Genomic DNA, 14,510 nt, shown 5'->3' with positions numbered 1-14,510 from the left:
GACGCGTTTCCTGCACAAGCTCAACCGCCTCCGGCAAATGCATCGTGCGCCAGCGCGCGCAGCGCCGCACGCTCGGCCGCGGCTTCTGGCGGCAACAGCCAACGCGCGCGAACCATACGATCCAGCGCCGCTTCCATTTTGGCGCGGTAGGAGGTCTCGTTGCCGTAGAGCGATTCAAGCTCGCTGCGCGGCAGCAGGACGCGACGGATCGGCAGGAATGGCGTGCGTGGATTGATGCAATCCGGCGAGCCGTCGCCTTTTACGTCATATCGGGCCAACGGAACCTCGACGTGCACAGTGCGTACGCCGCCGCGCGCATTGCCGACCGCATCGCGCAACGGAAGCTGCGTTTGTGGATCGATCGCCATGCGTGCGGCCTTGGGCGGCGCTGTGCCGGTGCGCACCCAGCGATCGAGATTGTCGAACGCGGCAATCGCCAGATGGCCGATCGGCACGTCGCTTGGCGGCGCTTTGCAACGCGCCTCTTCGCCAGGCGGGCGCAGCGGATAGCCGCGCGCGGCGAGCTGTGCCTGCATGGTCGAACCGGCGCGTCCGCCGAGCGCGCGACCTTCGGCATGGGTCTGGCCCGGCACTTCGTAGAGGCGATGACCGCCGCGCACGCTGTCCGGCTCGGGCAACGTTGGGCCGACATTGGTCGGCGCTTCGTTCTCGCTCAGCAATTCGATGACGGGCACGTCGATTGCGCGCAACACGCGCCGCGGACTGTCGGGCGGAAGCATCGGCGTCTGGCTGTTGAGCGGCACATAGCCCGCGATGTACGGGCCGGCCGAGACGCCGATCAGATACCCGTCGAACACCGGCGCGCCGTTGGCGAGACGGGCGCGATCGTGGAATCCTTCGTTGATGAAAGTGCGGATCAGGCTGCCGGTGAACGACCAGCCGGACATGTAGATGTGGCGGACGCGAAAACGATGCAATGGATTCTGCGGCACGTCGCTGCGCAGCAACTGTCCCACTTGCACGATCACGTCCCAGCGCACGCCGTCATCGTCGGGCCAGTTGATCGGCGCATAGCGCACCGGATCAAACCAGCGCAGCAGATCGTGCGCCGCAACCGGCGCGATGGCTCCGTCTGCGCCGGGTTGCAGTTGCAACGCCTGGCGTCGCATCGGATCGCCGCTGGTTCCGCGCGTCAGCGCATCGGCCCCGGCCAGCAGAAGAACATAGGCATCGCCATGCCGCAGCATGTACGGCGCCGCGGCAGCCCAGCTTGCCGCGTTGCCTTCCATCGGATGCGCGCTTTCGAGCTGCACGTTGCCGCTGAACTTGGCGGGATCGCGCGGCCGGCGCAGCACGATGCGCGTCGTGTACGGCACCGCGCTGCGCAAGGTCTCGTGCGTCAGATCGGGCTTGTAGCCGTACAGATTGGCCGTGCCGGTGAGGAAATACTCTTCTTCGACATAGCCGGCCGCATCGAGATCGATCGACTGAGCTGCACCCGGCACATGCGCAGCGCCGTAGATGGTCGACGTCGCGGTCACCGGAATCGGACCGCGCACGGTGGGCAAGTCAGTCGCCTGTGCCGACGCAACGAACAACAACAGCGCGAGCTGCAGCAGCTTCATTGCACCGTCCGATCCGGGATCACCGGCAATTCGACGAAGGATGTGTGTGCGCCGTCGGCGAGGATCTCGACTCGCGGCGGCGGTGACATTTCGCGCCGGTCGCGCTGGCGTGGATCTGCCCCAGTGATCGTCACGCGCATTTTGTGACCGGCCTGGAAGATCTTCGAGGTCGGCAGCAGCGCGAAGACAAGCTCGGTCGGCTTGCCCGGAACCAGATTGATCCGGTCGGCGCCTTCGACGCGATGCCAGGGCAGGCCGAGATTGTTGAAGCGCGGCGTCTGCAGCGCACGCGCCGAGGCCTGCAACCGTCCATGCGCGACGATGTCGACGCTGCCGTCGGGGCGAATATCTTCGAGATAGGCGAAGAAATCGCCGTCCGTCGCTGTCGACGTCACCCACAGATGCACGACGGGATGGCCGGTGATGCGCAAATTCCGCGACAGCGCCGGCGTCGTGAAGGTCGCACCTTTGGCGTCCTGCACGCAGGGCCAGAAGATCGGCGGCTGCGCGCACGATACGTTGTAGTCGACCTGCAGCATTGTTTTGCCTGCGCGCGCTGGTCCGGTGGCGAGAACGCCACCGTCACGCAGGTAGAAGCGGGTGCGGCGCTCGTCTGGCAGCGGCCATTTGTCAGCGAACTGAAATTCCTTTCCCGCAGGTGCGTCGAGCGTCGCGTAATAGATCGGCGGCTCGCGCATAATCCCGTTGTCGATGTCTTTCAGCCAATAATCGAAGAACCGCAGATGCTCGGCGACGAGATCGAAGTCGCCGGATTGGCAATGGCTGAGCGGGCCCATCCATAGTTTCTGCGGATTGCGCAGATTGGCGAGGGTGAGGAACTGCGCCTCGCTGCCTTCGTCGTGCCAGCCGCCCCAATTGTAGATCGCAATGCCGCTGCGCTGCACGACGTCGACATACGAACTGAAACTGACTTCGCGCCAATACTGGCTGCCGAGCAGCTTCGACCAGCCGTCGCGGTTGGGAATCTCTTTCCAGATCGGCGCCATCAGCGTGTTGGCGCGATGCTCTTCCTGCGCCGCGCGCAGCAAGCTGCCGTCTTTGTCGTCGTCGACCGGCAGCACGCCCTCGCCCCAATCCGTCGCCGGATCTTCGGGCCGCGTGTGAAACTGCGCCGTCATGCCGCCGCGGCTGACGAAGTCGTATTTGTCGAAGTCCGTGCAGCCGGGAAAGATCGCGCGCAGATGCGGTGGCGCAGTGGTGGCGACCAGCTTTTGCGAGCCGCCGACATAGGAGCAGCCCGCCATCCCGACTTTGCCGGTCGACCAGGGCTGCAGCGCCAACCATTCATTGATGTCGTAGCCGTCTAGCGCCTCGGTCCGGTCCTGAAAACCGCGGCGCGCGCCGAACGACGCGCCCTTGCCGCGCGTATCGACCATCGCAATCACATAGCCGTACTCAGTAAGGCGCAGCAGCGGATCGTTACCCGTCTTGATCGTACCGTCAGGCTGGCGGAAGGCACGCCGGTAGGGCGTGAACACCCAGACGACCGGGTAGCGCAGTTCGACCGGCTTGCCGTTGATTGCCGGCCGGTAGATGTCGACCGCGAGCCGAGTTCCATCACGGACTGCAACGTACTGCGACGTGCGCACGCGATCGTTGTAGAGACGCTCACTCCAGCCGCGATACATGCCGGGATGCGAAACCTTTTGCGGTTCGTCCGCGTACGCGCCGACTGCACCGCACAATGCGAGCAGCGCGATCACCAAACCCGGTTTCAGCGATGCCATTGCCGTCGCGCCTCGCTCGCGTCTCTGCCTAGAGCCACAATCGTTTAAGACAACGACTGTTGGTGTTCAAAACGTCTTGCCCGCGGTGCCACTGCGCGTGTTGCAACGGCACTTTCGTTCGGCGTTGCAGCAAACCAGCCGCCGTTGTTGCGCAGCTTCTGGGTTTCAATCTCGGAAGAATCCTATATCGGTTCATCCTGCAATTGTATAGTTTACATACTAAGCACGGCACGAAACGAAGCCGGCATTACGGGAGGCAATGATGCTGCAAGAAGGAACGCGCGGTTTCGCGCGACTCGCTGCGTACTTCCATTCAGGCGTTGCGCTTGCAGCGCTGTTCGCCGCAATGCCGGCGCTGGCGCAGACGAGCGTCACGGCACCCGAAACACCGGAAGAAGTGCTGGTTACCGGCAGCCGCATTCGCGGCATCGCGCCGGTCGGCTCGGCGGTGTTGGGCCTGAATCGCGACGACGTCGTCGCGTCCGGCGCAGTCACCAGCGCGCAGCTCATTCAGCAAGTGCCGCAGGTCTTCAATCTGGGTGTGTCGGAGAATTCGCGCGGCCAGACCGGCGGTTCGAGCAACATCACCTATGGTACCGGCATCAATCTGCGCGGCCTTGGGCCCTACGCGACCTTGACCTTGCTCAACGGGCATCGCGCCGTGCCGCAAGGCACCAACGGCCAGGCGCTCGATCCGTCGGTGATTCCGACCATCGCGCTCCAGCGCGTCGAGATCGTGGCCGACGGCGCGTCGGCGATCTACGGCTCGGACGCGGTTGCCGGCGTGGTCAATCTGATCTTGCGCCGCAACGTCGAAGGCGTCGAAACCCAGGTTCATTTCGGCACCGGCGACAGCTATTGGGAACGCCAGCTCAGCGCGATCGCGGGGCACAGCTGGACCGGCGGTCACGTCACCTTGGCGTACGAGAACGGGTATCACAGCGCACTCAGCGGTCGTGACCGCTCGTATTTCCGCGGCGACCTGACGGCGGCCGGTGGCGGTGATTTCCGCGTCGTCCAGTGCAACCCCGGCACGCTCACAGTCAGCGGCGTGACCTATGCCATTCCGGCTGGTGGCGTGACGCAGGCAACGGTCGGCTCGTTGGTGCCGAACACGTCGAACAAATGCGACAACATCAAAGATCAGGATCTGATCCCCGAGCAGAACCACAACAGCCTCGCCTTTACGCTGAACCAGGACATCAACGACCGGATCAGTGTCTTCGCCGAGGGCTTTGCGGCCGAGCGTACCTTTCGTTTCCGTCCCGCGCTGACCAATGCGACGTTGACCGTTCCGCGCGCCAATCCGTTCTTCGTTGCGCCGGCGGGCTCGACAGCAACCACCGAAACGGTCGCCTACGCGTTCGGCACGCAGCTGCCGCAGAACACGTCGGTCGGCTATTCGCGCGCCGTGCAAGCCTATGTCGGCGGTGACGTGCAGCTGTTCGGCGACTGGAAAGCCGGCGCGGTCTTCGGGCACGGCGTCGATACCGACTATTCCAACGATTACCACCGCATCAACAATGCGGCCGTTGCCGCAGCGCTTGCCGACACGAATCCGGCGACGGCGCTGAATCCGTTCGGCGGCCCGAACAATCCGGCGACCTTGGCGAAGCTTGGCAACACGCTGTTCGGCGCGCCCGGTCGCGGCGTGCTGCAGACCGGCGAAGTCAAAGCCGACGGTTCGTTGTTCCACCTGCCCGGCGGCAATGTACGACTCGCCGTCGGCGGCGAGTGGCAGCACTACACGCTGTACACCGGCTCGGACGGCGGTTTCCCTGGCGCCGAAACCTCGACGCGTTTCGTGCTTGGCCGCACCGTGCGATCGGGCTACGGCGAAATGGTCGTGCCCATCTTCGGCCCGGAAAACGCGTTGCCCGGCTTGCAGAAGCTCAATATCGACGTGGCTGGACGCATCGACAAATACAGCGACGTCGGCAGCACACGGAACCCGAAAGTCGGCGTCGACTGGATGCCGCTCGACGGGCTGACCTTGCGCGGCAGCTACGGCACGTCGTTCCGCGCTCCGCTGCTGACGCAGCTGCGCGCCTCATCGCAGGGCCTCTTCGTGCAGAACTATTCTGACCCGACGCGTGGCGGTGCCGTGATCCAGGGCGTCGCTTTGTCGGGCGGCAATCTCAACCTCGTGCCCGAGACCGCGACGACGCGTTCGTTCGGTGCCGAGTATCAGCCCGCTTTTCTGCCGCGCGCCAAAATCGGCGTGTCGTATTTCAGCGTGAACTACGCCAACCAGATCACCTCGTATCTGGCCGATTTGACGGTGCTCAATCGCGAATCGCAGTTCGCCGGCACCGGCATCATCAACCGCAACCCGTCGGCTGCGACGATGGCGGCGCTGCTGGCGCAGTATCCGGTGTTGGGTGGCGTCATCCCGCCGACCGTGCTGCTGTTTGTCGATGGCCGACAGAACAATCTCAGCACGACACGCGCGCGCGGCTGGGATTTCGACCTCAGCTATGATCTTCCGACCACGCCAATCGGCGATTTCCGGTTCGGCTTCAACGCGACCTACTTCACCAGCTTCAAGACCGCGATCACGTCGAGCGCGGCGCTGGTCGACCAGCTCAACACCATCTTCAATCCATTGAAGTTCAAGGCGCGCGGCAGTGTGGCTTGGACCAAGGACAATTGGACCGCGACCGGGTTCGTCAACTACCAGAACAGCTACACCAACAATCTGGCGACGCCGGTGCAGCGTGTTGATGCGAACACGACCGTCGACGGTCACCTCGCCTACCAGCTCGACAACAATTCCTTTAGCTGGCTGCGCGGCGTTACGATCGCGCTCGACGTGACCAACCTGTTCGACAAGGACCCGCCCTTCGTGAACATTGCGCAGAGCGTGAATGGCGGCGGCGGCTTCGATCCGACCGTGACCAGCCCGGTCGGTCGCGTGGTTGCGCTGACGATCAGCAAGAAGTGGTAACGGGGTGAAGGACCCAGCACCGAAACCGCAAAGTCGGCTCTCGCGCGCGGCATTCCTGGTCGGCTCGACCGGATTGCTTGCCGCGATGGCGATCGATGCGCTGGCGGTGCTGGGTCGTCACACCGGAATCAGCCTGCTCGGTTCGATCGAGCTGGTGCAGACGACCGTCGTGCTGATTGCGACCTCTGCGATGATCAGCGCGACCCTGGCCGGCACCCATGCCGCCGTGCACATCCTCACCGAACGTCTGCCCGCGCGCGCCAATCGCGTGCTGGCGCGCTTCGCCAATTTTCTCAGCGCGATCGTGTTCCTGTTGATGGTTGCAGGATCGAGCTGGATTGCAACCGACCTCTGGTCCGGCTTCGAACAAACCGAGCTGCTGCAGATTCCGCTGCGCTGGTTCCGCCTGCTCGCGATCTTCGCCTTCGCGCTGGTCGCCGGTCTGTTTCTGCTTGCTGCATTGCGCCGGACACCGGATGACGCCTGAACTCGTCGGCGTTGCCGGCATCGTCGTACTTCTCGCCCTGCTGACGCTGGGCGTGCCGATCGGCATCAGCCTCGCTTTCACCGGCGCGGCCGGTCTTACGATCCTGATTTCGGGCGAAGCGGCGCTGATCAAACTCGGCGTCATCAGCTTCGACATCATCAGCAAATACGAACTCGGCGTGCTGCCGCTGTTTCTGCTGATGGCGCATTTCTGTTTTGCCGCCGGTGCCAGCCGCGACTTTTTCGAAGTCGCAGCAAAATTCGTTGGTCATCGCCGCGGCGGGCTGGCACTGGCCTCGATCGGTGGCTGCGCCGGGTTCGGTGCAATCAGCGGATCGAGTCTCGCCACCGTCGCAACCGTCAGTTCGGTCGCGCTGCCCGAAATGCGCAAAGCGGGCTATCACCCCGGCTTCGCGTCGGGTGCGCTCGCTGCGGGCGGAACGCTGGGGTCGCTGGTGCCGCCGTCGGGTGCGCTGATCGTCTACGGCATCATCGCCGAGCAATCGATCGGCAAGCTGTTCGCAGCGTCGATTATTCCTGGTGCGACGCAGGCGCTGTTCTATCTCGTCACGATTGCGGTTCTGTGCGCCTTCCGCCCTGATCTGGGACCGCCGACCGCACGCGTGAGCTGGCGCGAGCGGCTGGTCTCGCTGCGCAAAGTCGCCGACATCGCGCTGCTGATCCTGTTCGTGATCGGCGGCTTGATGATCGGCTGGTTCACCCCCACCGAAGCCGCATCGGTCGGCGTCGTCTGTTCGCTGTTGCTGTGGACGGTGCGCGGCGGCGTCAATCGCCCCGCCTTCGCCCAGGCGCTGCGCAAGACACTGCAGACGACCGGCATGATCTACATCGTGATCATCGGCGCCATTCTGTTTGCTACCTTCATCAGCGTCACCGGAATCACGGACCATCTCTCCCGCCTGGTCACGGATCTCCACGCCAGCCCTACGCTGGCAATCGTCGTGATGGCGCTGGTGCTTTTGTTGCTCGGCTCGTTTCTCGACGGGCTGGGCCTGATGTTGCTGACGACGCCGATTTTTCTGCCAATCGCCGTCAGTCTCGGTTTCAGCCCGATCTGGTTCGGCATCTATCTGGTGCGCACGATGGAGATCGGCTTCGTGCATCCGCCGTTGGGGCTCAACGTCTATGTCATTCACGCGATGGCGAAAGACATTCCGCTCGGCACGATGTTCCGCGGCATCATTCCGTTCCTGATCGCCGACTTTCTGCATCTGGCGATGTTGATCGCGATCCCTGCTTTGTCGCTGTGGCTGCCGAGCGTGATGAAATGATGCGCGCCCTCTTGCTCATCGCGCTGCTGGCGCTTGCCGCCTGCTCGCCCGAACCATCACCGGCCGAGCATGTGCTGACCTATGGCAGCCCCTATCCGCCGACCCATCCGTTCAGCCGCGCCGACATCACCTGGATGCAGACGGTCGAACGCGAGAGCGGCGGCCGCATCAAGTTCAAGCCTTATTGGTCGGGGTCGTTGCTGTCGTCGAGCATGAGCATGCTCGAAGTGCGGCACGGCCTTGTCGATATCGGCTTGATTACGCCGATCTATACCCGCGGCGGCGCGCATATGCTGCGCGCGCAATCGGGCTTCTATGGCGGCGTACGCGACATTGCCGAACAGGTCGGCGTCTACAAATGCCTGGCCGGCGCCTTTCCCGACTACACGGCCGAGCTGCGCGGTCTGCACGTGCTGGCCGTGCAGGGCGGAAATTTTCCCGGCGTCGTCACGCGCACGCGACCGATCAAGACGCTGGAAGATTTCGCGGGCAAGCGACTGCGCGCACCGACCGAGAATGTCGACGTGCTGAAAGCGCTGGGCGCCGATCCCGTCAACATGCCGATGGGCGAAGTCTATTCAGCGCTGGCCAAAGGCGTGATCGACGGCGTCGTTGCACCGGCCGACACGATTCAAAGTCTGCATTTCGGCGAAGTGGCAAAATACTTCACGCAGTTGCACGTGCCGCGCGGCGCCTATCCCGCCCGCGCAATGTCGGATCAGGCCTGGCGCAGATTGCCGGGCGATCTGCAGGCGTTGTTGCGGCGGTCGAACCGCGTCTGGGAAGCGGCGTTGATGCAGCAGCTTTTGGCAGCCGAAGAAGCGGGCACGAAATACGGCCATGCGCACGGCATTCAGTTCGAACCGTTGACGCAGGAAGAACAGGACCGCTTCGCGCGCCTCTACAACGACAAGGCGCTGCATCAGGCGCAGCTTCTGTCTGCGATCGGTCTCGACGGCGTGCCGGTGTTCGAGAAAGCGCAGGCGCTGATCGCGGCACGCGCGCCGCAATGTGAAGCCACCGAGTAGATTTTCAGATTGTCGCGAAGGGTGGCTGGGGGACGTGGATTCGAACCACGGTTGGCGGAGTCAGAATCCGCAGTCCTACCGCTAGACGATCCCCCAGCAGGCCGCCCTTCAGCGAGGCGCGGTGGTACCACCGGCCAGCCGGGATGAAAACCCCTGTCGTGCCGGCTGGGATCCTGCCCCTGTCGACGTGCTAAGAAGCGCCATGCCGCCAACCAAGAAACCCGGCGCGCCCCGCGGGCGCGACCTTTCGGTACGGGTCAAAACCGCACGCCAGCGAAGCCACGCCTCGACGCTGTGGTTGGAACGCCAGCTCAACGATCCCTATGTCGCAGCCGCCAAGCGCGACGGCTGGCGCAGCCGCGCCGCCTATAAATTGCTGCAGCTCGACGAGAAGTACCGGCTGTTGAAGCCGGGCATGCGCGTGGTCGATCTGGGCGCCGCCCCCGGCGGCTGGACCCAGGTCGCAGTCCAACGCGTCCGCCCCGCCGAGACCGGCGGCATCGTGGTCGGGCTCGACTATCTGGAGACGGCGCCGATCGAAGGCGCCCAGATGCTGATGCTCGACTTTCTCGATCCGACCGCGCCCGACGTGCTGAAAGCGGCCCTGGGCGGACCGGCCAATCTGGTTCTGTCGGACATGGCGGCCCCCACGGTCGGCCATCGCCAAACCGACGCGCTGCGGATTCTGAGCCTGGCCGAGACCGCCTTCGCCTTTGCCGAAGAAGTGCTGGCGCCCGGCGGCGCCTTCGTCACCAAGCTGTTTCAGGGCGGCGCCGAGAAGGAATTGCTCGAGCCGTTGAAGCGCGCCTTCACCAGCGTGAAGCACGCAAAACCAGCAGCCAGCCGCAGCGATTCAAGCGAGCTCTATATCGTCGCGCTCGGCTTTCGCGGCACCAAGTAGCGCACAAAGAGAAAGGGCCGGTGCTTGCGCACCGGCCCTTCCAAATTCTGCTGAGGCGCTGGGATTACCAGCGGCCGCCGCCTTCGTTGCCGCCGCGGTCGCCGCCGTAGCCGCCACCGCCGCCGCCACGACCACCGCCGCCGCCGTAGCCGCCGCGATCGCCACCGCCGCCGCCGTAGCCGCCGCGATCACCGCCGCCGCCACCGTAGCCGCCGCGATCACCGCCGCCGCCGCCGTAGCCGCCGCGACCACCGCCACCGCCGCCACCACCGAAGCCACGGCCACCGCCGCCGCCGCCACCACCGAAGCCGCCGCCGCCGCCCGGGCGACGTTCTTCAGCTTCGCGGACCACGAGAGGACGGCCGCCCAGCGGCTTACCATTGAGTTCCTGGATCGCCTTTTCGCCCGAGGTCTTCTCGGCGAATTCAACGAAACCGAAGCCGCGGCTGCGGCCGGTTTCGCGTTCGGTGATCACCTTGGCCGAAACCACGTTTCCGAACTGAGCAAAGGTCGAGCCGAGCTCTTCCGAAGTCATCGAGAAAGCAAGGTTTCCCACATAGAGTTTCTGCGGCATACGCGCCTAATTCCTTTGTCGGCTATATCTTTTGAGAGGTTAGTCGTGTCGCGGGCGACGGCCACGCCGTCAGTCGATTCAGCAGCACTTCGAAGCCGACAAAATCACAAACCGGTTCGTAAGGAACACCGGTGCAGAACATGGACCCTGTGGTCGTATTAATAGACTGCAAGACGATCTCGACAAATTCGACAGTGACTGCGGCGCCGAGCACACGCCCGACGATGCGACCGCGGGGTTGTAAACCTCGCCGGGGGTGAAGTCCACCCGTACCGCACGCGCCATACGCGTAGCCGGCACGCGGGCCAACGCGGTTGCAGCCCCTCAAATGGCCCGTATATTGCCGCCGCATCCGAGGCCAATTGACGGCCTTTGCCGCCCGATTTCGATAGGCCGACCGAGATGCCCGCACCGATCATTCGCGACGCACTGACATTTGACGACGTGCTGCTCGTCCCAGCCGCGTCGTCCATTCTGCCGGCGCACGCAAATACGCGAACGCGACTGACGAAACGGATCGAGCTCAGCATCCCGCTCGTCTCGGCTGCGATGGACACGGTTACCGAAGGACCGCTGGCGATTGCGATGGCGCAGGTGGGCGGTCTCGGCGTCATTCACCGCAACCTGTCGATCGAACGACAAGCCGAAGAAGTTCGCCGCGTGAAGCGGTTTGAATCCGGCATGGTGGTGAACCCGATCACCATTGCACCCAACGCGAAATTGTCCGACGCGCTGCAGCTGATGTCGAACAACGGCATCTCGGGCATTCCGGTGGTTGAGAATGGCGGCAAGCTGGTTGGCATTCTGACCAACCGCGACGTGCGCTTCGCATCCAATCCCGATCAGCCGGTCAGCGAATTGATGACCAAAGAAAAGCTGATCACGGTGCGCGAGACGGTCGACAAGGAAGAAGCCAAGCGACTGCTGCACCAGCATCGCATCGAGAAGCTGATCGTCGTTGACGATTCTTATCGCTGCACCGGCCTGTTCACGGTGAAAGACATCGAGAAGGCGCAGCTGCATCCGATCGCAACCAAAGACGAGCAAGGCCGTCTGCGCGCCGCTGGCGCCGTCGGCACCGGCCCGGCCGCGGTCGAACGTGCAGCCGCTTTGGTCGATGCGGAAACCGACGTGATCGTCGTCGACACCGCACACGGTCACAGCCAAGGCGTGCTGGAAACCGTCGCGGGCGTACGTCGCCTGTCGAACAATCTGCAGATCGTCGCGGGCAATGTCGCAACCGCCGACGGCGTGCGTGCGCTGGTAGATGCCGGCGCCGACGCCGTCAAAGTCGGCATCGGTCCTGGTTCGATCTGCACCACGCGCATCGTCGCCGGTGTTGGCGTGCCGCAACTCACCGCCATTCTCGACGCCAGCGAAGCGGCGCGCGAACGCGGCGTGCCCGTCATCGCCGATGGCGGCATCAAATATTCGGGCGATCTCGCCAAAGCGATCGCAGCCGGCGCCGACGTTGCGATGCTGGGCTCGTTGTTCGCCGGCACCGACGAAGCACCGGGCGACGTCGTGCTGTATCAGGGCCGCAGCTACAAAAGTTATCGCGGCATGGGCTCGATCGGCGCCATGGCGCGTGGGTCGGCCGACCGCTACTTCCAGGCCGAAGTGAAAGAGACGCTGAAGCTGGTGCCGGAAGGCGTCGAAGGACGCGTACCGTACAAAGGTCCGGTCGGCGCCGTCGTGCATCAACTGGTCGGCGGCTTGAAAGCCGCGATGGGCTACACCGGCAACGCCACCATCGCCGACATGCAGCGCAACTGCACCTTCGTGAAGATCACGTCGGCGGGGCTGCGCGAAAGCCACGTGCACGACATTCAGATCACCGCGGAGACGCCGAACTACCGTCGCGATCTCTGATGCGTCTGGCTGCGCTGACCGCAGCTTCGCTGCTCGTCGCGCTGCCGGTCAAAGCCGACGCAATCGACACGCGCGTTGAGCAATTGCTGCAGCAGCACCGCGTCGCCGGACTTGGCCTGGCCGTGATCCGCGATGGCCAGCTCGTTCGCATAAGCAGCTACGGCAAGCGCGACGTCGAACGCGACTTGCCGCTGACGCCGGACACGGTGATGTACGGCGCATCGCTGACCAAAGCGACCTTCGCCTATTTCGTGCTGCAGTTGGTCGATGAAGGGCGGATCGAGCTCGACCGTTCGATCGCCGACCTGTTGCCGCAACCATTGCCTGACTACGGCGCTTATGCCGATCTGGCGGACGATCCGCGCTGGCGCGCGCTGACGCCGCGCATCTTGCTGAACCACACCAGCGGCTTTCAGAATTTCCGCTGGCTCGACGACGACAAGAAGCTGCGCTTTCACCGCGACCCGGGCGCGCGTTACGGCTATTCGGGCGAAGGTATCAATCTACTGCAATTCGTGATCGAGCGTGGCCTGGGACTCGATGTCGGCCAGGAGATGCAGCGCCGCATCTTCGATCGCTTCGGCATGACGCGCACCGCGATGACGTGGCGCGATGACTTCGCCGACAACGCGGCGCAGGGCTACACTGAGGACGGAACCGTGCAGCCGCACCGGCGCCGTCGTTCGACCGGTGCGGCGGGCTCGATGGATACGACACTGCGCGACTGGTCGGTGTTTCTCGCTGCGGTCGCGCGCGGCGATGGGCTTAGCCCACACGCGCGCGCCGAGGTGGTGCGGTTGCAGGTCGAGATCGACTCCGTGGCGCAATTTCCGACGCTGCGCCCGTGGCGCACCGACGCGTACAAATCGATCCGGCTTGGCTACGCGCTGGGCTGGGGCGTGTTTGAAACGCCGCATGGTCACGCCTTCTTCAAAGAAGGCCATGACGACGACACCGCCAACTACGCGCTGTGCATCGACGCCAAGCGCGATTGTATTCTGCTTCTGTCGAACAGCGTGCGCGCGGAAGAGATCTTCAAGCCCGTCACCGATCTCGTGATGGGCGAACTGCACATTCCCTGGCGCTGGGAGAATTATGCGTCCGGCGCTGCTGCGCCGGACGCATTGCGCTAGCGCCCGCTGTTGCTGGTATTGGCGCCGCCAGTGTTGGCGTTCGGCGGCGTACCGCGCTGATCCGGCCCCAAGGTCGTCGTGTTGTTCGAGGACGGCGCGGTGATGCCGTCGCCGTATGTGCCACTGCCCGGCGTGCCCGGCGCGCGCGTCTCTGACGAAGTCGAATTGCTGCTGCCGGTCGAACCGTAATTGGTCGACGGACGGCTGAGGTCAGCGCCCGACGTACCGCGATCGGATGTACCGCTTAGCGACGAGCTGCTGGTGCCGTAGGTGCCGCTGCCGACGCGGCTCGGATCGGTGCTGTTGGGGGACATGGGCGTGCTGCTGGTGCTGCTGCCGCCGGTTGGTTGGCTTGCGGCGCTGCCGCTCGAGCTCGAACTTTGCGCCAGTGCGGATGCGCTCGACAAAGCGAGCGCGGCGACGCCTGCGAGAAGAAGTCTGGTCATGATGCTGCTCCGGTTCGCGCGCAGGGTGAGCGCGCTTGACGGGCAACCGCGATCAGACGGATCCCGTTCCGATCGACACCGCCGAAGTGCAGTACGCCCGGGAGCTCAGCGTTTCAGCAGTTTGGTCGCCATCGCCTTGTCGCGCGGGTTGCGCGTGACGATGAGCCCGACGGAATCCCCGAATTTCTGCAGGACTTTCTGCCCGTCGGCGGGCAGCGGAATGTGGCTTTCGCGGCAGAACAGGATCAGCGCCGCGGCCATTTCTTCGCCGCCGCAGGAGATTTTCATCCGTTTGCCGTCTTTGTCGCCCTCGATCTCCAGCACCGCGCTGAGCGGCTCGTCCTGGATGATGAGGCTGACCACCGAGCCCGCCGGCAGCGGCTTCTGCCGGGTTTTGTAGAAGAGCTGCAGGGCCGAAATCACTTCGGCGGAGTTGCAGATGATGTGGCGGATCTCGGTCGGCATGGCGGAGCGGTAGCCGAATTCGAGGCCGCGGT

The 14,510-nt window shown here is 64.3% G+C and carries 12 protein-coding genes and 1 tRNA gene; 7 read left to right on the top strand and 6 right to left on the bottom strand.

Going from position 1 to position 14,510, the window contains the following annotated elements:
* Window positions 1-20 precede the first annotated feature (20 nt).
* Window positions 21-1,586, bottom strand: a complete 1,566-nt coding sequence (locus TMPK1_RS19340) for an alpha/beta hydrolase domain-containing protein (RefSeq protein ID WP_420245135.1) — start codon at window positions 1,584-1,586, stop codon at window positions 21-23.
* On the bottom strand, window positions 1,583-3,334 hold the full coding sequence (locus tag TMPK1_RS19335; protein WP_420245134.1) for a CocE/NonD family hydrolase: 1,752 nt from the start codon (window positions 3,332-3,334) through the stop codon (window positions 1,583-1,585). Before TMPK1_RS19335 ends, TMPK1_RS19340 begins: the two co-directional genes overlap by 4 nt.
* A 262-nt stretch (window positions 3,335-3,596) precedes the next feature.
* On the opposite strand from TMPK1_RS19335, the gene TMPK1_RS19330 reads away from it, so the two are divergent.
* The 4 genes from TMPK1_RS19330 to dctP are packed head-to-tail and all read left to right on the top strand — an operon-like array spanning window position 3,597 to window position 9,087.
* On the top strand, window positions 3,597-6,281 hold the full coding sequence (locus TMPK1_RS19330; RefSeq protein WP_420245132.1) for a TonB-dependent receptor domain-containing protein: 2,685 nt from the start codon (window positions 3,597-3,599) through the stop codon (window positions 6,279-6,281).
* Between the two features lie 4 nt (window positions 6,282-6,285).
* Window positions 6,286-6,768, top strand: coding sequence for a TRAP transporter small permease (locus tag TMPK1_RS19325; protein ID WP_420245130.1), 483 nt, complete (start codon window positions 6,286-6,288; stop codon window positions 6,766-6,768).
* Entirely contained in the window at window positions 6,758-8,059 is a 1,302-nt protein-coding gene (locus tag TMPK1_RS19320) for a TRAP transporter large permease (RefSeq protein ID WP_420245128.1), read from the top strand. Before TMPK1_RS19325 ends, TMPK1_RS19320 begins: the two co-directional genes overlap by 11 nt.
* Window positions 8,056-9,087: a TRAP transporter substrate-binding protein DctP gene (dctP, locus tag TMPK1_RS19315; RefSeq protein WP_420245127.1), complete on the top strand. Its 1,032-nt coding sequence runs from the start codon at window positions 8,056-8,058 to the stop codon at window positions 9,085-9,087. Before TMPK1_RS19320 ends, dctP begins: the two co-directional genes overlap by 4 nt.
* Window positions 9,088-9,109: 22 nt before the next feature.
* Here the strand turns inward: dctP and TMPK1_RS19310 are convergent.
* Window positions 9,110-9,183 (bottom strand) — tRNA-Gln (locus TMPK1_RS19310).
* 106 nt (window positions 9,184-9,289) lie between these two features.
* Here TMPK1_RS19310 and TMPK1_RS19305 point away from each other — a divergent pair.
* Window positions 9,290-9,988 carry an RlmE family RNA methyltransferase gene (locus tag TMPK1_RS19305; RefSeq protein ID WP_420245125.1) on the top strand — a complete coding sequence of 233 codons (699 nt, stop codon included), beginning with the start codon at window positions 9,290-9,292 and terminating at the stop codon, window positions 9,986-9,988.
* A 64-nt stretch (window positions 9,989-10,052) separates the two neighbouring features.
* On the opposite strand, the gene TMPK1_RS19300 is transcribed toward TMPK1_RS19305, so the two are convergent.
* Window positions 10,053-10,562, bottom strand: a complete 510-nt coding sequence (locus tag TMPK1_RS19300; protein ID WP_420245124.1) for an RNA recognition motif domain-containing protein — start codon at window positions 10,560-10,562, stop codon at window positions 10,053-10,055.
* Between the two features lie 402 nt (window positions 10,563-10,964).
* Here TMPK1_RS19300 and guaB point away from each other — a divergent pair, with 402 nt between their 5' ends.
* Both guaB and TMPK1_RS19290 read left to right on the top strand, forming a co-directional pair.
* The gene (gene guaB / locus TMPK1_RS19295; RefSeq protein WP_420245123.1) at window positions 10,965-12,434 is read left to right on the top strand and encodes an IMP dehydrogenase; all 1,470 of its coding nucleotides are present in this window, start codon (window positions 10,965-10,967) and stop codon (window positions 12,432-12,434) included.
* A complete protein-coding gene (locus tag TMPK1_RS19290; protein WP_420245121.1) occupies window positions 12,434-13,567 on the top strand; it encodes a serine hydrolase domain-containing protein in 1,134 nt (377 codons plus the stop codon). The genes guaB and TMPK1_RS19290 overlap by 1 nt, the downstream gene beginning before the upstream one ends.
* Here TMPK1_RS19290 and TMPK1_RS19285 read toward each other — a convergent pair.
* Both TMPK1_RS19285 and TMPK1_RS19280 read right to left on the bottom strand, forming a co-directional pair.
* Window positions 13,564-14,013 carry a hypothetical protein gene (locus tag TMPK1_RS19285; RefSeq protein WP_420245120.1) on the bottom strand — a complete coding sequence of 150 codons (450 nt, stop codon included), beginning with the start codon at window positions 14,011-14,013 and terminating at the stop codon, window positions 13,564-13,566. The genes TMPK1_RS19290 and TMPK1_RS19285 overlap by 4 nt on opposite strands.
* 105 nt (window positions 14,014-14,118) lie before the next feature.
* Window positions 14,119-14,478, bottom strand: coding sequence for a hypothetical protein (locus tag TMPK1_RS19280; protein ID WP_420245118.1), 360 nt, complete (start codon window positions 14,476-14,478; stop codon window positions 14,119-14,121).
* Window positions 14,479-14,510: the final 32 nt, after the last annotated feature.

Source organism: Roseiterribacter gracilis (assembly GCA_018332375.1).
Classification (GTDB): Bacteria; Pseudomonadota; Alphaproteobacteria; order BOG-932; family Roseiterribacteraceae; genus Roseiterribacter; species Roseiterribacter gracilis.
Note: the sequence above shows the minus strand (reverse complement) of the source record. Positions and strands in the feature narration are given on the sequence as shown.